This is a genomic window from Amycolatopsis sp. N2S4-7 (genome assembly GCF_058119595.1).
On record NZ_CP172299.1, the window covers coordinates 3,790,060 to 3,808,669 of the forward strand.

Here is an 18,610-nt window from a genome sequence, read left to right on the forward strand (position 1 = left end):
CGAGGTCACGTCGAGCGGGTATTCAGCGATACTCCTTGGTGCGGCGGAGTGACGGCGGATCCCAGCATGCAGGAGGCAGCGGTGGCGCGAATCGCGTTGTGCCAGGTCAACTCGGGTGACGAACCGGAGGCGAACCTGAAGCTGGTTCGCGAAGGCGTCGAGGCGGCGGCCGCCGAAGGCGCGCGGATCGTCGTGTTCCCCGAAGCGACGATGGCGCGGTTCGGGCGTCCGCTGGAGCCGGTCGCGGAGCCGCTGGACGGGCCGTGGGCGTCGGCGGTCGCGGCGCTCGCGGCCGAGCACGACGTCGTCGTCGTGGCCGGCATGTTCACCCCGGCGGGGGACGGCCGCGTCCGCAACACCCTGCTGATCACCGGCGGCGGGCACCACCGCGGCTACGACAAGATCCACCTCTACGACGCGTTCGGCTTCGCCGAGTCCGACACGGTCGCGCCCGGCACGACCCCGGTGACCTTCGAGCTCGACGGCGTCGTGTTCGGCGTGGCGACCTGCTACGACGTGCGGTTCCCGGAGCTGTTCCGCGCACTGGCCGACGACGGCGCCGACGTCGTGCTGCTGCCGACGTCGTGGGGCGCGGGCGAGGGCAAGCGCGACCAGTGGGAGGTGCTGGTGCGGGCGCGGGCGCTCGATTCGGGCTGCTGGGTGCTCGGCTGCGGCCAGGCCGACCCGGCGGCGACCGGTATCTCGGTGAACCCGAAAGCGCCGACGGGGATCGGGTATTCGACGGTCGCCGACGGCTTCGGCCGGGTGGTGGCCCAGGCCGGCGCGGCGCCGGAGACGCTGCTGGTGGACGTGGATCCGGCGGTGTCGGCCAAGGCCCGCGCCGCGACGGGAGCCCTGGCCAACCGCCGTCTCTAGCGGAGCAGGCCTTCGCGGATGGCGACCCGCACGAAGCCCGCGCGTCGCCGTTCGCCGGTCTTGTCGCGGATCCGGTCGAGGTAGGACCGGACCGTCCGGACGCTGATGTTGAGGATCTCCGCGACGTCGACGTCCCGCTCCCCCGCCGCCACCAGCCGCAGGACCTGCTTTTCCCGTTCGGACAACACGATCTTCGGCCCGGCGTGGCGCTCTTCGCTGTCCTGGATGATCATCCCGGCCAGCGTCGGCGACACGTACGCGTTGTCGTCGGCGATCGTGCGGATCGCGCGCAGCAGCTCGTCGCCGTCGACGTCCTTGGACAGGAAGCCCTTCGCGCCCGCCTGCATCGCGCCGAGCACCTCCGGCTGTTCCGCGTGCGCGGACACCACCAGCACCTTGTGCCCCATGTGCCCCACTTCCAGGACCGCGGCCGCGTCCTGGACGCCGCGCAGCTTGAGGTCGAGCACGACGACGCTGTTCGCCGGCTGGTCCTGGACCGCGAACCGGGCCACCGAGTCGGCGACCGCGCCGAGCTCGATGTCCGCGGCTTCGGTGAGCACGCGGGTCAGCGCGTACCGGTAGAGCGGGTGGTCCTCGATCACGCCGACGTGGATCCGCCGCGCGGACGGCGTTTCGCCGCTCATTTCCGGCCGCCGCGCCGGGGGCCGGAGCCGCCGATGAGGCCGCGCCGGATGGCCTCCTTGACCAGGCCGGGCCGCCGCCGTTCGCCGGTCTTGTCGCGGATGCGGTCGAGGTAACCGCGGACCGTCCGCACGCCGATGCCGAGGATCAGCGCGATGTCGACGTCCCGCTCCCCCGCCGCGACCAGCCGCAGCACCTGCTCTTCACGCGGCGACAGCTCGACCTCGGCCCCCGCGACCGGCCGGTCGGCGTTGTCCTTCATGATCATCCCGGCGACCACCGCCGAGACGTACGCGCCGCCGTCGGCGACCGTCTTGATCGCGATCAGCAGCTCGTCGGCGTCGACGTCCTTGGAGAGGAAGCCGCGCGCCCCGGCGGCGATCGCGCCGAGCACGACCTCCGGTTCCGCCTGGGCGGAGACGACGAGCACGTGGTGGCCGAGCTCGCAGACCTCCAGCACCGCCGCCGCGCCCGCGACGCCGGGCAGGCCCAGGTCCAGCAGCACCACGCTGCCCGGTGGCTGCCGGTGCACGTGGAACCGCGCGACCGAATCGACAACCGCGCCGAGTTCGACGAAGCCGGCTTCGGCCAGCACGCGTTCGACGGAGACGCGGTACAGCGGGTGGTCTTCGATGACCGCGACCCGGACCCGCCCCTGGCCCAGTTCACCCTCGGTCGAACGCTCTTCTGTCATTTGCACGACTTTCACCCCGTTCCACCCGACGGGGCCGGCCGCCCGGCCGTGGCCGGGTCCAGCGCGGGGCCCGTCGGCACCAATGCCAGCAAACTACCTGCGACCGGTGGCCTGGCCACTCCTCCGTAGCCGAGCGAGGCCAGCGCCTGCGCGGTCACCACCGGGTACTTCCGGCCTGTGTCGGTCACCAGGTACGTGGTGGCCGAGCCGGATTCGACGACGACGGCTCCCCCCGACGGAGGTACCCACACCTCGTCCGCCACCCGTGCTTCGGTCCGGGTGGCGACCTGGATTGCCTTGGCGCCAACGGGAAGCGGAAATTCGGCCGAAACGAGCAACCGGCTGCCCTGAACGCACAACGCCACCGCGCCGCCGGTGATCGGCGCCTTGCCGGGGATGCGGTCGGGGTAGGCCGCCGGGTCGGCGCCGCCGGCGCGGGGCGCGCCGACCTTCGGGACGGCGGCGACGTCGGCCGCGCGGACCTCGACCGGCGCCGGCGGGCCGGGGTAGGCGGCCGCGTTGGCCTCGGTCGTCACGAGCAGGCTCGCTTCGGTCTGGCCGACGGGCTCGAGGCCGTCGCGGCGGACCAGGTAGTACGACGTCGCGGTGCCGGGCGCGGCCATCGCGTCCACGACGGCGAGGACTTCGCCGACGCGGGTGTCGCGCCCGCCCACCGCAGGCCCCCGGTCGCCGGCGCCGCCGACCGGCAGCGCGGTGAGGTCGCGCCCCGCCGGGACGGTGTCGATCCAGCGCGAAGACACCGCGATCGTCGGGTAGCTGTCGAACTGCAGCGCGGTCGCCGCTTCACCGCTCAGCTTGTAGCGCCGGCCGCCGGCGAGCAGGAACTTCTCGCCCTGCGGCAGCCGGACGATCACGCCCTGGTCGCGGGGCAGTTCGACGCCGGACGCGGGCGCGGCGAGCAGGACGGCGGTGCGCGGCTCTTCGGAGGCGGGCGCGTCCTGGGTGGTGCGGCTGCAGCTGGTCCACGGGGTGGTCACGAGGGCGCTCGACGCCGGCAGCGAGTCGGGCGCGCCCGGGATGCCGATCTGCGCACCGCGGCCCGCCTTGCCGAGGTTCTCCGATGACACCGACACGGTCGCGTCGCCGTTGCCGCCGGCCAGCAGCCGCGCGGAGGCGTAGTTGAGGACCGGGTGCAGCACGCCGTCGGCGCCGAGCACGAACCGCGCGCCGGTGCCCTCCTCGACGATCACCTTGCCGCCGGCCAGCCAGTCCTTGCCGCCCGAGGGGTTCAGCAGGCCGATGATGCCGAAGACGGCGGTGACGAGCAGGGCGGCCACGAGGCCCAGCACCGTGCCCAGCACGAGCCGGCGGCTGGGCGAGACGGGGTGGTTCGCGTCGGCGGCGACGAGCGCGGAGACGAGCCTGCGGCGGAGGAACTGGTACGCCTGGATCTGGTCCCGCTGCGTCCACACGCTGCTGTGCCCCCGGCTGTGTGCGTCGTCCTCCCGAGTGCTCGATGCTAAGCACCCGTACCGGGGGCGGCGAGGGTAATTTTTACGCCCACGCGGCATCTGGGGAGGCAGTAGCGTCGCAGGCCAGGGGAAAGGGGAGCCCGTGTCCGTCGAAACCGCCGGCACCGTCCGCCCGGCACCGTCCCGGCCCGCCGCGACACCGCTGCCCTGGCTGCTGCCGATCCGGCCGCTGCAGGCCGCGGTCTGGGAACTCGCCGGGATCGCCGTCCTGCTCGCGTGGCTGGTCGACGGCGTCACGCAACCGGTGCGGATCGGGGTCAGCGTGCTGGCCGGGCTGGTCGTGCTGCTGACGTCGGTGCGGGTCGCCGGGCGGCACCTGGCGGGCTGGGCGGTGACCTGGACGGCGTTCCGGCTGCGGCGTCACGACACGCGCCGGGACAGCCCGGACCCGCTGCACCGGGTCGCCGGGCCGGTGCAGGTGCGCCAGCACGTCGACCGCGCGGGCAACCGCTTCGGCGTCGCCGAGGTCGACGGCGGGTGGAGCGCGCTGGTGCGCCTGACGCCGGGCGCGGGTTCGCCGTCGCCGGCGGCGCTGGTGGACATCCTGCGCGCGGCCTACGAGCGCACGGACGTCCCGCTGGCTTCGGCCCAGCTGCTGACGTGGGCGATCCCGCACGGCGAGCAGGTGCTGCGGGTCCGCTGGCTGGCGGTCCGCTACCGGCCGGACCTGGCGCCGATCGCGGCACTGGCCCGGGGCGGCGGCGACCTCGGAGCGTTGCGGAGCACGGCGTCGGCGGCGTTGAGCCTGATGGGCGCGCTGGCCGAGGCGGGGTACCCGAGCACGGTGCTGGAGGCCGGGGAGCTGGCGAAGGAGCTTCGCGTGGCATTGGGCGTCCAGGGGGCGCCGGGTGGTGAGCCCGACCGCTGGCGTTCGTGGACGTGGGGCACCGCGGCGCAGGTGTGCTTCACCGCGCGTTCGGCGCAGGTGGTCGACTTCGCGGTGCCGGGGGCGGCGTTCACGGCGACGTCGTACACGCTGACGCGGACGCCGGGCGGGCGGGAGACCGCTCAGGTGACGATCCGGGTCGGGGCGCGGCCGGGTGCTCCGGTGCCGGCGCCGGGGATCCCGGTGGTCCCGCTGCACGGACGACACGGTTCCGCGGTCCGGCGGACCCTGCCCCTCGCGCTGGACTCCTGAAAAAAACCGGTGGAACGGCGCCCCGCGCGCCGCTACCGTGCCGGCAGCCCGAGTCGCCCAGTCCAGGACGTGCCGTTGTACCTCGCGTGAGAACACCCGAGCGCTGAACTCCTCGCGCGACGCACCTGTGCGCCGCGCCGCCTTTTGCTGCGGACTTCTCACGAGAACCGGTGTACTCCTGTGCTCACCACCTGGACTGTCCTGCCCACCTGCCTGCCGCTCGTCCGCCGCCGCTGTCACGCGTGCGCGTCGGAACACTTCCGGACGACGGGCAAGTTCCGCGTCAACGCCCACCACAAGCTGATCGAAGCCTGGCTCCTCGCGCTCTGCACCACGTGCGGGGACACCGTGAAGCTCACCGTCCTGGAACGGACGAACGTCCGGTCCGTGCGGCCCGAGCTGCTGGACCGGCTGCACCACAACGACCCCGGCCTGGCCGCCGAGCTGCTCCAGGACCCGGTGCTGCGGCGCCGCAACCGCATCGCCCTCGACTGGACCGGGGCCTGGCGCCTCGACACGGGCGGCGTGGAGCACCTCGACCGCGACGTGCTCGACGTGTCGGTCCGCTTCGCCGCCCGGATCCCGGTCCGGCCGGTGCGGCTGATCGCCGAAGGGTGCGCTCTGCCCCGGGCGGAGGTCGGAAGGCTGCTCACGGAAGGGAAGCTCGTGTCGGCGATCCGGCTGGACGGCCGGGTTTCCGGCGACTTCACCTTCACGCTGAAACGCTGAAACGCTGAGCGCGTGGCCTGTCCAGGGGTGTTCCTCCGGACAGGCCCTCAGCCGCGGACGACCGGTGATCCCGGCGCGGTCGACGATGGGGCCGCCGCGGCGTTTGTGGTGCCCGATCTGATCAGGTGGCTCGGGCACGGCATTGGAGAGTCGACCGAGACTGCCCGAACGATCCGCCCGGCCGCGTCCGCGCAAGCGTGCGGCACAGTGTCCCCGTGCCGTCGCCGGTTATCCGGCGGTGCTCCGACGGGCAGCCCCGCAGCCGCGGACAACCAGGTGATCCCCGCGCGGTCGACGATGGCGAGTTTGTCGCAGCGCGTGGCGAGGCCACGCCCATGCTCAGGCGTGGTGCGGCGGCGTTCGACGACCTTGCGGCCGCGGTAGCGACCGGTCGAACGCCGGTGCGCGGCCGCCGCGGCGGTTGTGGTGCCCGCCCTGATCAGCTAGCTCGGGCGTGAACGCGGGGCCTGTCCAGGGGTGTTCCTCCGGACAGGCCCTCAGCCGCGGACGGCTTCGTACACCCCCGCGATCATCGCGACGAACGGCACCAGTGACAGCAGCACCAGGAACTCCGACACGTCCAGCAGCCTCGACCAGTAAGGCGAACGCAGCCCGCGGGCCACCCGTGTCGCGTACACCAGGCAGATCGCCGCCGCCAGGACCACCGCGCAGCCCGCCGCGAACACCGCCGTGCGGTTGCCCGACGCCACCAGCCACACCCCGGCGCACACCAGCGCCGGCACGCCGAAACCCACCAGCACCAGGCGTTGCGCTTTGCCCGCGTACGACCGGGAGCGCAGGATCCAGGCCACTCCCAGCAGCCCGGCCAGGCCCGCCTCCCAGGGACCACCCGTCGCGAGCACGACGGAAGCGCACAGGACCACCAGGCCCAGGGCCACCAGCAACCCCGTCAGCACCGCCTGTGCGCGGGACGTGCGGCCGATCATCTCGTCGCCCAGTGACGGCTGTTCGTCCGCGCGGAACGCCGCCATGTCGTCCGGGACCCGGGGCAGCGGCAGGCGGGACAGGCGCAGCGCCAGCATCGGCGCCACCGCCGCCAGTGCCGTGCCGAGCACCGCGACGACCGCCGCCGCCGAGCGGGCCGGGACGCCCGCCAGCAGCACGACCCCCGTCGTCAGGGCGCCGAGGCCCGCCGCGCCGGTGATCGCCACGAACCACGGCAGGCGGTCGGCCACCGACACCGCCGCCAGCACGCCGTACACCGTCACCGCCGCGAACCCGGCCGCCAGCGGACCCGCCGACAGGGAGAACAGCGGGTGCGGTGGCAGCACCGACATCCCCGCCAGCAACGCGACGCCGACGCCGGCCAGGGAACCGGCCGCGCCGGCTTCGGCGTCCCCATAGGCCCGGCTCAGCGCGCCACCGCCGAGCAGGAGCACCAACGCCAAGAGCCCGGTCCCGACCGAGGCCAGCACGCTGCCGGACGCCGCCGACTGCACCAGCAGCCCGCCGGCCAGCAGCAGCACCACCGCGGCCACCAGCCCGGACCGCCGCGCCACCGACGGCCCCCAGCCGCCGGAGGAGTCGGCGACGCTGGCGATCGAATCGACGACGTCGTCGAACAGCAGCGGACCCCGCGGGCGCTCCCGCGGGGTCAGGTGCAGCACTTCGCCGTCGCGGATCTGGGCCGCCGCGACGCTGAGGCCCAGGGCGAGGGGTGCCCCGCCCAGCCGGGACAGCACCCAGCCGGGGTGTTCGGCCGACGCCTGCCCGGCGGCTCCGGCCAGCCGGACCAGCTGCGGCACCAGCTCGGCGAACGTCGACTGCTGCGGCAGGGCGACGTCGACCCGGGCCCTCGGTGTCACCACCGTGACCCGGCGCGTCGTCCCCGTCAGGGACGCGGCCGTCATCAGACGTTCTTCGCGGCCGAGATCACCGGGGCGAACTTCGCGTTGGACGCCTCCGCGAGCTTCTGCAGCCCCGCGTTCACCGCCTCCAGGACGATCTCCGAGAGGTTGCGGGCGTCGAACTCGCGGATCGCGCGCGGATCGATGTCGATCGAGGTGAACCGGCCGTCGCCGCGGAGGGTGACGGTGACCTCGTTCTGCCGTGAGTGCGCCTTGACCTCCATCGCCTCGACCGTGCGCTGGATCCGCTGGACCTCTTCGGTCTGCTTGCGCACCTGCGCGAGCAGCTCGTCCATGTCGGGCACCGCGTACGGATCGGTCACTGTTGTGTCCCTTCGTGCTGGCGGACGTGGAGGCTGCCCACGAACCGCTGGAAACCGGGTGAGAGCCGCCGCGCGGTCGCGGGCGCGGCCGTGCAGGCGAGCTCGAGCACCAGCCGGTCGTCCGGCGCCGCGCCGGGGACCGTCAGGTGCACCTGGGTCTGGATCAGCTCGGTGCCTTCGCCGGTGCGCAGGCGCAGCAGCTGCATGACACCGGGGGCGGCCGGGTCGCCGACGTCGCGGCGGCTCAGCACGTCGAGCCCGGCCAGCGTGCGCGACAGCCGCTCGACGGCTTCGGCGGCGATGGCGTCGATCGAGGCGTCGTCGGGCCGTTGCTGCACGCTCACGGTGATGTTCGGCGTGAACTCCTCGCCCGGCTCCGGGTGCACGGCGACGAACACCGCGCCCGAGTCGCCGGGGTCGACGGCGGTCCAGCCGTCCGGGATGACGAAGTCGAGGGGAAGGGTCATCACAGCCCCACGTACGCAACGGCGTCGTCCCAGGCGGATCCGACGGCGTCGGCCGCGTCGGACGCCGCGTGGCCGACCGCGTCGACGGCGGCGCCGCCGTACTCGCCGATCGTGTGGCCGAGCTTCGGCAGGTCGATGTCGATCTTCGCGCCGACGCCGAGCCCGAGGCCGAGCGCGGCACCGGCCTTGAAGTTGACCTTGATATGCCCGGCGTCGTAGACGGCCTGGGCGTCGAGCTGCGCGCCGAGGCCGTACTGCAGGGTGCCGTTCGCGCCGACGCCGATGCCCGCGACGTCCGCGGCGACCTCGCCCTCGACCTTCCCGCCCACGAAGGCGTTCGCGTGGGCGCCGACGCCGTGCGCGCCGATCGTGCCGGACGCGCTGACCTCGCCGCCGGCGAACACCGTGCCCTTGGCGTGGGCTTCGGCGACGCCCCACTCCTTCTTGGCTTCGGCCTCGCCGTGCAGGGCCGCCAGTTCCGCGTGCCCGGACGCGCCGGCGTCCCAGCCCTTCGAGGTGATCTTCCCGTCGTACTCCGGGGAAAGGCCGTCCTGCTCGTGCTGGAACTTGTAGTAGGTGATCTCGGTGTTGCGGCCGATCTTCTCCTTCAGGCCGTCGGCTTCCGGCCGCCCGAACGGCGTGTCCGCCTTCTTCGGCGCGCGGGTGCCTTCCAGGCCGTCCCAGGTGAGCTTCTTCCAGCCGGAGTTGCCGAACCACGACGGCACGGTCCGCGGCCGCTTCCGGCCGTCCAGCGGTTCGCCGTTGAGCCAGTGCAGCGGGCCGCGCGCCCACTTGCCCAGCTCGTGCTCGAGCCGTCCGACGCCGTCGGGCGGGAACAGCTCGGCGAGGGCGTCGGCGAACTCGTCGACAACCTGGCGGGCGGCTTCGACGCTCCGCTCCCCCAGCTGCCGCGCGGCCTGGATGAACGCGCCGACCGAGCCGGAGTTCACCGCGCGGGCCTGCGCGGTCAGCTGGGCGGCGTACTGGTCGAACTGGGCGATGATCGAGTCGACGGCGGCCTTCGCGGACCGGACCAGCTGCGCCGCGGTGGCGAGCCGTTTCGCCTGGTCGTCCAGTTTCGCGGCGGCGTCGGCGAGTTCCCCGCCCAGTTCGCCGGCCGCGGTCGCGAACGCGGTGTAGGCGTCGCCGTCCCAGTCCGCGTGCAGCGTCTTCGCGGACTCGCCGATCTCCTTCGCCTTGCCCGACACCGTCGAGGCCTGGGTGGCGACCCGCTGCGACGCGGCACTCAGCGCGCCGGGGTCACCGGTGACGCGTCGCCGGCATTCGACCAGGACGCGCCGGTACCCGGACAGCACGGAGCTGACCACCCCCGACGCGTCGACAACCCCCGAGGACCACACGGCTAGTTCCCGGCGGCGTCGTAGCCGACGTGCTGGCTGAAGTGCTTGCCGTTGTAGTCCATCGCGATGTCGATGTCGAAGTCCTGCCCGCCCGGAGCCTCCACAGTGGACTCACCGGTGGTGAGGTTGGTGTGGATGACGACCTCGTCGGCACCGTGCACGGGAGCGGGCGAAGGCGCGGGCACCGGCGCCGGCTGCGTCGGCACGGTGGCGCCGTTCCGCGCCGGGTCGACGGCGATCCAGCTGTTCGCCGGGTCGAGCGGGGTGCCGTTGCCGGTCACCGGCACCCCGGTGCCGCTGGAACCGCCGCCGGTGGCGAGCGCGGGCGGGGTGTAGTCGGTGAACGAAGGCTGCTGCGGGATCCCCCCGCCGCTCCCGCCCGCCACCGCCTGCTGCCCGGCCGAACTGGCCACCGGCGGCGGGGTCTGCGGCGCCGTGACCGGGGTGTTCCCGATCGACGGCGTCGTCGCGCCCGAGCTGCCGGAGTCGTGGTGGAACAGCTTCTCGATCTGGCCGATCACCTGCGCCAGCTGGGTGACCTGCTGGGCGAGGTCGACCGCGCCGAGCGCCTTGAGCAGCGCGCCGATCGCCGTGATGAACGCCCGCAGCGACGCGCTGGTCGCGGTCGACAAAGCGACCGCCGCGCCGTAGGTCCACCAGTTCGACATCAGCGCGGCGACCGTCGGGTTCACCGCCGACACCACCGCGCGGTAGGCCTCCTGCGCCGTCTTGATCAGGGTGCCGGAGACGCCGAGCAGCTCGGCGCCCTTCTGCACGACGTCGATGATCTTCCGCAGCTGGTCGAGCGAGTCGCTGATCTTCTTCAGGGCGGACTCGCTCGCCGCGCCCGACCAGATCTTGCCCAGCTGGTCGGCGGCCTTGTTCAGCTCGGTGTACATGCTCAGGAACTGCTCGGCCTTCTTGACCAGGTCGAGCACGTGCCGGGCGATCTGCTCCGGCTGACCGGTGACGATCTGCGGCAGGATGGTGATCGGCCCGCCCGAGGACGCGGTCGCGTCCATCGCGCTGGAGTTCGGGAAAGTCAGCATCGGACGACCTCACAGGTTCTGGAAGAGCGGACGATCAGACGACGGAGGCGGGCCGGTACACGCTGACCTTCGCCAGCCCGCTGATGCGGGCGTCGAGGAGCCCGTGGTTGTAGAGGCGGCCGCCGTCGCCGGCGACGCCGATGACCGGCTGGCGGTCGGAGAACAGCAGCGGCTCCACGACCACGACGTCGCCGCTGTGCACGCCGCCGGGCACGTCGGAGAACGTGCGCGCGGTGCCGGCGTAGACCTCGATCAGCCCGACCCGCGCCTGGTTGTCGGTGTCGCCGGCGAGCCAGTCGTTGAAGTCGGCGACGCCGTGGAACCGGGCGTCGGTGATCGGGTGGTCGCCGAGCCGGCCGAGCCGGGCGTCCCCGAGGTAGCGCAGCACGTTCCCGACCGACGACGGCTCGCCGCGGGCACCCGCGCTGTCGTTGATGGCGAGCGTGGCGAGCTCGGAAGCGTGCGGGCTCCCCCAGATCGAGGACGCGCCGCCCGTCGCCGCGTGCCCGCCGCCGTAGCCGGAGGCGACGTCCTGGTCGGCCGCCTGGTAAGCGTCGGCACTGGCCTTGACGAGCCCGTTGACCTGCTGCAGCAGCTGCAGGAGCGTGCGGACCGCGGTGACCTGGCTCGAGTGCAGGGCGGCGTTCGCGGCGGCGACCGCGCTGCCGAAGCTCGCGAACGACATCGGCTGCACGACGAGCCGTTCGAGGTCGGCCACGGCGTTGATGCCGTGGGCGATGATGCCGCCGACGTTCCCGACGGCAGAGCGCATCGCCTCGGGCTCCGCCCGGTACTCGCCGGCCATGGCTCTCCTTCCGCGGGTGGCTGCTCGGCAGAGCGTAAGTTCGGCCCCGGAAGCGGGCGGACGGCAAAAGTACCCACCGCGGCGTGTCGGTAAGTGGCCAAAATACCGGTCAGAGCCGCCCCGATCCGCTGGAGCATTGCCGCATGAGCCTCTCGCCCGAGCGTCCTTCCGAGATCGTGCTGCAGTCGCCGCCGATGCTTCCGAAGAGCTCGTCCGGCGGGATGATGCAGCTGATGATGTTCCTGCCGATGATGCTCGGCATGGGCGCGATGTCGTTCGTCTACATCGGACGCGACGGCGGCGTGATGACCTACATCTTCGGCGCGCTGTTCATCTGTGCCATGGGCGGCATGGTCGTGATGTCGCTGGGCCGCGGCGGCATGGCGAAGAAGGCGCAGATCAACGACGAACGCCGCGACTACCAGCGGTACCTTTCCGGGCTGCGTGCCCAGGTCCGCGACATCGCCGACGGCCAGCGCGCGGCGATGATCGCCGTCCAGCCCGACCCCGCCGACCTGTGGGCCTACGTCGAGACCGGGAAGCTGTGGGACCGGCGGCGCACCGACGGCCAGTTCGCGCAGGTCCGCGCGGGCACCGGGCCGCAGCGGCTGGCGACCCCGCTCAAGGCGCCGCAGACGGTGCCGCTGGAGGACCTGGACCCGGTGTCCTCCACCAGCCTCAAGCACTTCATCCGCACCTACTCGACGGTCGACGGCCTGCCGGTGGCGCTGTCGCTGCGGTCGTTCGCCGCGGTCACCGTCGCCGGGCGGCGGCCGGACGTGCTCGGCCTGACGCGGGCGCTGCTGTGCCAGCTCGTCACCTTCCACTCCCCCTCCGACCTGCGGGTCGCGCTGTGCGTGCCGCCGGACCGGCAGCACGACTGGGAATGGGCGAAGTGGCTGCCGCACGCGACCGCGGCCGGCGCGACCGACGCCGTCGGCTCCCGCCGCCTGGCCGCCGACTCGGCCGCCGGCCTGGCCGAGCTGCTCGGCGCGGATCTCGGCGAGCGCCCCGCGTTCAGCCGCCGCGCGGCCGCCGAGCTCGACCTCCCGCACCTGATCGTGGTCGTCGACGGCGGCAACGCGCACGGCGAGCCCCGGCTGATCGGCGAGGACGGCCGGCTCGGCGTCACGGTGCTCGAGATCGGGACGGAGCACCCGCGGACGTACTCGACCGAGCGGCTGCTGAGCCTGCACACCGCACCCGAGTCCCTGGGCATGGTCGTCGGTGACGCCACCGAGCAGCGGCTCGGGTTCCTCGGCCGCCCGGACACCCTCGACCGCGGCGCCGCCGAGGCATTGGCCCGGATGCTGACGCCGTTGCACACGCCCGCGGCGGTCGTCGGCGAGAAGCCGATGTCGGCGACGTTCGGGCTGGCCGGGCTGCTCGGCATCGGCGACCCGCGCGACACCGACACCACCGTGACGTGGGCGCCGCGCGCGGCGCGCGACCGGCTGCGGATCCCGCTGGGCGTCAACCCGGAGGGCCGTCCGGTCGAGCTGGACCTCAAGGAGTCGGCCGAGGGCGGCATGGGGCCGCACGGCCTGGTCATCGGCGCGACCGGGTCGGGCAAGAGCGAGCTGCTGCGGACGCTGGTGACGGCGCTGGCCGTGATGCACTCCTCGGAGACGCTCAACCTGGCGCTGATCGACTTCAAGGGCGGCGCCACCTTCGCCGGGATGACCGGGCTGCCGCACACGTGCGCCGTCATCACCAACCTGTCCGACAACCTCGCGCTGGTCGACCGCATGGCCGACGCGCTCAACGGCGAGCTGCTGCGGCGGCAGGAACTGCTGCACGCGGCCGGGAACTACGCGTCGGTGCGCGACTACGAGAAGGCCCGCGCGGACGGTGCGCCGCTCGACCCGCTGCCGTCGCTGCTGGTCATCATCGACGAGTTCAGCGAGCTGCTCTCCTCGCGGCCGGAGTTCATCGACCTGTTCGTCGCGATCGGCCGGCTCGGGCGGTCGCTCGGCATCCACCTGCTGCTGGCGTCGCAGCGGCTGGAAGAGGGCCGGCTGCGCGGGCTCGATTCCCATTTGTCGTACCGGATCGGGCTGCGGACGTTCTCCGCGGCCGAAAGCCGGGCTGTGCTGGGTGTCGCCGACGCCTACCACCTGCCCCCGGTGCCGGGGTCGGCGTACCTGAAGTCCGACACCGAAACGCTGATCCGGCTCAAGGCCGCGTACGTCTCCGGGGAGCTGCCGCCGCGCAGCACGGTCGTGCGCGAGGACGGCCAGGAGCTCGGCGTGCTGCCCTTCTCCCTGGCGCCGGTGGAGATCCCGGTGACGACGGAGGTCTCCGAGACGCCGGCCACCGACGGCACCGGCGAGACGATCATCGGCGCGATGCTGGCGCGCCTGGAGGGCCGCGGACCCGCCGCGCACCAGATCTGGCTGCCGCCGCTGGCCGAACCGCCGACGCTGGACCAGCTCCTGCCGCCGCTGGGCGAGGACGCCGCGCGCGGCCTCTGCCCGCTCGGCTGGGGCGGCAACGGGAAGCTCACGATCCCGGTGGCGCTGGTCGACAAGCCGTTCGAGCAACGCCGTGACCTGATGTGGGCGGACTTCTCCGGCGCGGGCGGGCACGCGCTGATCGTCGGGGCTCCGCAGAGCGGCAAGTCGACGCTGATGAAGGACATCGCGGGCATGCTCGCGCTGACCCACACCCCCGCCGAGGTGCAGCTGTTCGTGCTGGACATGGGCGGTGGCGCGCTGGCCCCGATCGCCGGGCTGCCGCACACGTCCGGTTACGCCACCCGCCGCGACGCGCAGCGCTGCCGCCGGCTGGTCGCCGAGCTGACGACGTTGCTGGAACAGCGCGAGGAGTTCTTCTCCGCCAACGGGATCGAGTCGATCACGACGTTCCGCCAGCGGCGCGCGGAGTTCACCGAGAGCACCGACGGCCGCGAGTTCGGCGACGTGTTCCTGTTCGTGGACAACTGGACCACGATCCGGCAGGAGTACGAGCAGCTGGAGGAGCAGATCACCGGGCTGGCCGCGCGCGGGCTCGGCTTCGGCATCCACGTCATCGTCTCGCTCAACCAGTGGATCGGCGTCCGCGCGCAGCTGCGCGACGCCATCGGCACGCGGTTCGAGCTGCGGCTGGGTGACCCGATGGACTCCTCGATCGACCGCAAGGTCGCGGTCAACGTCCCCGCCGACCGGCCCGGCCGCGGCATCACCGCGGAGAAGCTGCACTTCCTGGCCGCGCTGCCGCGGATCGACGGCGACCAGCGCCCGGAGACGATCGGCGCGGGCGGCGTCGACCTCGTGCGGCGGATCTCGGAGGCGTGGAAGGGACCGCGCGCGCCGCAGGTCCGGCTGCTGCCGCCGGAGGTGCCGCTCGACACGCTGCCCGCGGCGCCGGGCAAGCAGGTCACGCTGGGCATCGCCGAGTCGACGTTGCGCCCGGTGTACCTGGACTTCGCGGCGGACCCGCACTTCGTGGCCTTCGGCGACGTCGAGTCCGGCAAGAGCTCGCTGCTGCGGGCGATCGCCCAGGGCATCACCTCGGCGTACACGCCGGAGGAAGCGGCGATCATCGTCGCCGACTACCGCCGCGGCCTGCTCGGCGCGGTGTCCGAACCGCACCTGCTGGGCTACGCGGGCGCCGAGGGCAAGCTGACGGACCTGATCGCCGAGTGCGCGCAGGCCATGCGCAACCGCCTGCCCGGCCCCGAGGTGACGCCGGAGCAGCTGCGCAACCGCTCGTGGTGGCGCGGCCCGGAGCTGTTCGTCCTGGTCGACGACTACGAGCTGGTGGCGACCGTCGGCCGCAACCCGCTGCAGCCACTGCTGGAGTTCCTGCCGCAGGCCCGCGACATCGGCCTGCACGTGCTCATCGTCCGCGGGTCGGGCGGCGCGGGCCGGGCGTTGTTCGAGCCGGTGCTGCAGCGGCTGCGCGAACTGGGCTCCCCCGGCCTGATCATGTCGGGCACGAAGGACGAAGGCGCGTTGCTGGCCGACGTCAAGCCGTCCCCGCAGCCACCGGGCCGCGGCACGCTGGTTTCGCGCCGGCACGGCACCGGCCTCGTCCAGGTGGCCTGGACCAAACCCGCGGAATCGTGAATTCCCGGGCACCCGGAAGAATTCGTTCGCGAATAGCGAAATCACCTCTCGGGCATCTCCGGCCCCGACAGGTTTTCTCACACTAACCATCCGGACTGTCCGTGAGGAATGTGAGATAGGTCACCGCGCATTTCCGTAATGCCCGCCCCGGCGTCCCGATGGGAAGACGGGGTGAGCGAGGCGTTTCCGCGCGGCTGCGGGGAATCGGTCTCGCGAGCCGGGGAGGAGACCTGAACACCAGCGCTGCGACGGCGATCACGACGGTTGCGACGTTCGGCGGATGGACAGTTCAGGCGGAAGCCACTAGGGGAGGAAAACCGGCCGGGGGGACCGGCGATCACACGACCACGTCGTCACGCCATTTCCGAGAGCACGCCATTCCCGGTGAGCGGTATACCGCGCACCGGATCGGCGTGCGCCCGGAAAACGGCGCCACCGAACCCTTTCTTCCCGAGCGCGTGACCGTCGCGCGCCGGTGCGCACGAAGAGGAACGGAAATCCATGCCCATCACCAGGAAACTCGCCGTCACGGCCACCGCCGCCGTCGCGCTGGCCACCGCCGGCGTCTGGACCGCCTCCGCGGCGACGGGGACCCAGGCGGACGGCGACACGCCGCCGTCGCTCGTCGAGGACTACTCCTACCCCGGCGCGGCCGCGATCCTGGCCTCCTACGGGGTCACGCTCATCTCCGGCGACGGCCACATCGTCTTCGCCGACTGCGCCACGCCTCCCGTCGACAACGTCGGGGTGATGCAGGTCCGCTCCACCGAGAACGTCGGCAACAACGGCCTCGTCTGCTTCAAGGTGCTGGCCCCGACCGGCCGGCTCGACCTGCGCATCCCGGCCGTCTACGAGATCCGCGGCGACGGCCGCACCGCCGGGGCCGGCCACAAGGTCAAGGCCGAGCTCACCACCGACGCCGGCCAGCACTCCACCGTGGACGTCAACCCCAGCGGCAGCACCCAGGTCGGCATCGGCGCCAACCCGAACAACGCGCCGACCACCCTGCTGCAGCTGATCGCCGCGCCCTGACCCGCCGCTCACACCCGAACAGGGGGAACTCCCGCATGCCCACGTACCCGACCAGAGCCGCGGCGCTCGTCACGGCACTGGTGGCCGCCGGCCTGGTGACCGCCGCGCCCGCGCAGGCCGTCTCCGGCGGCACCGCCGCCGCCCCGGGCGCCTACCCGTACGCCGCCAAGCTCACCGCCGACGGCCGCGCCTGCGGCGGCGCGCTCGTCGAGCCCGACCTGATCCTGACCGCCGCGAGCTGCTTCCCGGAGAACCCGCAGGGCGGCGTGCCCGCCAAGGCGACCACCGCGACCGTCGGGCGGACCAGCCTGAGCGGCACCGGCGGCCACGTCGTGCCGGTCACGAACGTCGTCGTCCGCACCGACCGCGACGTCGCGCTGGCCCGGATCGCCACGCCGATCACCGACATCGCGCCCCTGCCGCTCAGCACCATCCCGGTCAACTACCCCGCCGGCGACGAGACGATCAGCCTGGCGGGCTACGGCCGCACCGAGAGCGAATGGGTGCCGGACACCCTGCACGTCGGCACGTTCAAGGTGCCGTCGTCGACGGCGACCACCCTGGCGCTCACCGGCACGAACGGCACCGACGCCTGCCGCGGGGACGCCGGGGCGCCGCTCTTCCGCGACGCCGGCGGCCGCACCGACGTCGTCGCGGTGACGAGCGGGTCGTGGCAGCACGGCTGCTTCGGGGAGACCACGACCCGGCAGGGCACCACCGGCGCCCGCGTCGACGACATCGCCGGCTGGATCCGCCAGCAGGCGCTGGCGCCGACGGCCAGGGCCGTCGGCCACGCGATCGTGCTGAACTGGCACCCGGTTCCGGACCGCACCGGCTACCGCGTGTACGCCTCGGCCACGCCGGACGTGCCGATCGACAGCGCGCACCTGCTGGGCAGCTTCGGCGAAACGTCGTACACGCACGCGGGCCTGCCCGGCAACCAGACCCGCTACTACCGCGTCGTCGTGCCGACGACCGACGGCTGGACGAGCCCGCCGACCGACGTGTTCTCGGCGACCACGCCGGTCTCGGCGGGCAACGACTTCACCGGCGACGGCAAGGACGACGCCGGCGCGGCCTACGACCTCAAGAACACCCAGACCGGGGTGTACGTGTGGCCGACGACCGCGACCGGCGTGGCCGCCCCGCAGCTGAAGTGGAGCGCCACCGGCTGGAACGCCGCCCAGGCGCGGTTCGTCTCCGGTGACTTCAACGGCGACGGCCGCACCGACCTCGGCGCCTTCTACGACTACCTGGACGGCGGCGCGAACCTGTTCCTCTGGTACGTCAACGCTTCCGGTGGCTTCGACGCCCAGGGCGTCAAGTGGAGCGGGGCCTTCCGGCCGCTGAACGCGCGGTTCACGACCGGGGACTTCGACGGGGACGGCCGCACGGACCTCGCCGCCGCCTACGACAACGGCGGCGCCGACCTGAGCGTGCTGACCTGGCACGCGACGGCGACCGGCGTGGACGCGCCGGTCACGCAGTGGCGCACCGGGCCGGGCAACTGGAACCTCGCCCAGTCGACCTGGCGGGCCGGCGACTTCAACGGGGACGGCCGCGCCGACCTGGCCGCGTTCTACGACTACCGGGACAGCACGGCGAACCTCTTCCTCTGGTACGCCAAGGCTTCCGGCGGGTTCGACGCCCAGGGCGTCAAGTGGAACGGCGGCATCCCGTCGGGCAAGGCGCAGTTCGTCTCCGGCGACTTCGACGGCGACGGCCGCGCCGACCTCGGTGCCGCGATCGACCTCGGGAGCGCGAACCTGACGTTCCGCACCTGGCACGCCACCGCCACCGGCGTCGACGCGCCGGTGACGCAGTGGACCAGCGGGGCGGGCAACTGGAACCTCGGCCAGTCCCGCTGGACCGTGGGCGACTTCGACGGCGACGGGCGCACCGACCTGCTCGCCTCCTACGACTACGGCAGCTCGAACACGAACCTGTTCCGCTGGCACGCCACCGCTTCCGGCGGGTTCGATGCCGAAGGCGTCAAGTGGAGCAGCAACGGGACGTTCAACGCCGCCCAGTCGGCGATGCTCTAGCACTCCCACCGGTGGCGG

General features: G+C 73.0%; 15 protein-coding genes. 6 read left to right on the top strand and 9 right to left on the bottom strand.

Annotated features, from left to right (window positions below):
• The first annotated feature begins 81 nt into the window (after positions 1-81).
• A complete protein-coding gene (locus ACH54P_RS17650; protein WP_489916484.1) occupies positions 82-876 on the top strand; it encodes a carbon-nitrogen hydrolase family protein in 795 nt (264 codons plus the stop codon).
• Here the strand turns inward: ACH54P_RS17650 and ACH54P_RS17655 are convergent.
• From ACH54P_RS17655 to eccB, 3 genes are read right to left on the bottom strand one after another with little or no spacing between them, the layout of a single operon-like run.
• On the bottom strand, positions 873-1,520 hold the full coding sequence (locus ACH54P_RS17655) for a response regulator (RefSeq protein WP_489914054.1): 648 nt from the start codon (positions 1,518-1,520) through the stop codon (positions 873-875). The genes ACH54P_RS17650 and ACH54P_RS17655 overlap by 4 nt on opposite strands.
• A complete protein-coding gene (locus tag ACH54P_RS17660; protein WP_489914055.1) occupies positions 1,517-2,212 on the bottom strand; it encodes a response regulator in 696 nt (231 codons plus the stop codon). The genes ACH54P_RS17655 and ACH54P_RS17660 overlap by 4 nt, the downstream gene beginning before the upstream one ends.
• Positions 2,213-2,223: 11 nt before the next feature.
• Positions 2,224-3,645 (bottom strand): type VII secretion protein EccB, encoded by a 1,422-nt coding sequence (gene eccB / locus ACH54P_RS17665; protein WP_489914056.1) that lies wholly within the window; start codon positions 3,643-3,645, stop codon positions 2,224-2,226.
• A 142-nt stretch (positions 3,646-3,787) separates the two neighbouring features.
• Between eccB and ACH54P_RS17670 the strand changes: the two genes are divergently transcribed.
• Positions 3,788-4,843 carry a type VII secretion protein EccE gene (locus ACH54P_RS17670; protein ID WP_489914057.1) on the top strand — a complete coding sequence of 352 codons (1,056 nt, stop codon included), beginning with the start codon at positions 3,788-3,790 and terminating at the stop codon, positions 4,841-4,843.
• A gap of 180 nt (positions 4,844-5,023) precedes the next feature.
• Complete coding sequence (locus ACH54P_RS17675) at positions 5,024-5,572, top strand: DUF1062 domain-containing protein (RefSeq protein WP_489914059.1); 549 nt, start codon at positions 5,024-5,026, stop codon at positions 5,570-5,572.
• A gap of 497 nt (positions 5,573-6,069) precedes the next feature.
• Here ACH54P_RS17675 and eccD read toward each other — a convergent pair whose 3' ends face one another.
• Genes eccD through ACH54P_RS17705 form a run of 6 tightly spaced genes read right to left on the bottom strand, consistent with a single transcriptional unit; the run spans position 6,070 to position 11,445 of the window.
• Positions 6,070-7,443: a type VII secretion integral membrane protein EccD gene (gene eccD / locus ACH54P_RS17680; protein WP_489914061.1), complete on the bottom strand. Its 1,374-nt coding sequence runs from the start codon at positions 7,441-7,443 to the stop codon at positions 6,070-6,072.
• Entirely contained in the window at positions 7,443-7,763 is a 321-nt protein-coding gene (locus ACH54P_RS17685; RefSeq protein ID WP_489914063.1) for a YbaB/EbfC family nucleoid-associated protein, read from the bottom strand. The genes eccD and ACH54P_RS17685 overlap by 1 nt, the downstream gene beginning before the upstream one ends.
• A complete protein-coding gene (locus ACH54P_RS17690) occupies positions 7,760-8,230 on the bottom strand; it encodes a hypothetical protein (RefSeq protein ID WP_489914065.1) in 471 nt (156 codons plus the stop codon). Before ACH54P_RS17690 ends, ACH54P_RS17685 begins: the two co-directional genes overlap by 4 nt.
• Entirely contained in the window at positions 8,230-9,591 is a 1,362-nt protein-coding gene (locus tag ACH54P_RS17695) for a WXG100 family type VII secretion target (RefSeq protein WP_489914067.1), read from the bottom strand. Before ACH54P_RS17695 ends, ACH54P_RS17690 begins: the two co-directional genes overlap by 1 nt.
• A gap of 2 nt (positions 9,592-9,593) precedes the next feature.
• Positions 9,594-10,640, bottom strand: a complete 1,047-nt coding sequence (locus tag ACH54P_RS17700) for a WXG100 family type VII secretion target (protein WP_489914069.1) — start codon at positions 10,638-10,640, stop codon at positions 9,594-9,596.
• Positions 10,641-10,674: 34 nt separating this feature from the next.
• Complete coding sequence (locus ACH54P_RS17705; RefSeq protein ID WP_489914071.1) at positions 10,675-11,445, bottom strand: WXG100 family type VII secretion target; 771 nt, start codon at positions 11,443-11,445, stop codon at positions 10,675-10,677.
• A gap of 143 nt (positions 11,446-11,588) precedes the next feature.
• Between ACH54P_RS17705 and eccCa the strand changes: the two genes are divergently transcribed.
• From eccCa to ACH54P_RS17720, 3 genes are all read left to right on the top strand, one after another.
• Positions 11,589-15,515 carry a type VII secretion protein EccCa gene (eccCa, locus tag ACH54P_RS17710; protein WP_489914073.1) on the top strand — a complete coding sequence of 1,309 codons (3,927 nt, stop codon included), beginning with the start codon at positions 11,589-11,591 and terminating at the stop codon, positions 15,513-15,515.
• A 501-nt stretch (positions 15,516-16,016) separates the two neighbouring features.
• On the top strand, positions 16,017-16,547 hold the full coding sequence (locus tag ACH54P_RS17715; RefSeq protein WP_489914075.1) for a hypothetical protein: 531 nt from the start codon (positions 16,017-16,019) through the stop codon (positions 16,545-16,547).
• A 35-nt stretch (positions 16,548-16,582) separates the two neighbouring features.
• Complete coding sequence (locus tag ACH54P_RS17720) at positions 16,583-18,592, top strand: FG-GAP-like repeat-containing protein (protein WP_489914077.1); 2,010 nt, start codon at positions 16,583-16,585, stop codon at positions 18,590-18,592.
• Positions 18,593-18,610: the final 18 nt, after the last annotated feature.